This window comes from Psychrobacter sp. 1U2, assembly GCF_051847575.1.
Map to the genome: position 1 here is coordinate 1 of NZ_JBPYDC010001636.1, position 552 is coordinate 552.

1 protein-coding gene is annotated in these 552 nt (G+C 45.1%); it reads left to right on the top strand.

Annotated features, from left to right (window positions below):
- Positions 1 to 83 precede the first annotated feature (83 nt).
- Positions 84 to 552: MATE family efflux transporter (locus ACS8FD_RS23590; RefSeq protein ID WP_439277637.1), on the top strand; the 469-nt coding region annotated here is incomplete at its 3' end.

Consider the following 552-nt stretch of genomic DNA (forward strand, 5'->3'; position numbering starts at 1 on the left):
ATTTAGTAGTAAAAGCTCATCCCGCAGTCATGTAGCAAACGGGCGGGTATTATTAGCTGTGTTTACGCAGAAGTGATCATCTTATGTCAACGTCTACCCCATCAACAGTCACGTCGCCTATTGACACACGCTACAGGCGTATTGTCGCGATTGCTGTTCCAGTTTTATTAGCTAATCTAGCCATGCCGCTCCAAAGTGTGATTGATACTGCCATCGTCGGCAATATGAATGATGCCGCAAAGCTTGCAGGCATGGGCCTGGCAATACAGCTTTTGTCCCTACTGCTTGTTAGCTTTAACTTTTTACAATATGCATCTTCTGGTTTATCTGCACAGGCATTGGGGCAACTTTCAGATAGTAGCAACTCTATAAACTCGCAGCAAAAAGCATCGCCACTGCTATCTATTTTGCAGCGTGCGCTCTTATTAGCCGTCGTCATTGGTTTGGTGTTACTACTAGCGAAGCCTTGGCTCATAAACTTTGGCTTGCAAGCGTTGTCTGCCAATCCTGATAGTGGCGCTGCTGCCAAGATTTATTTAGATGTACGTTTTT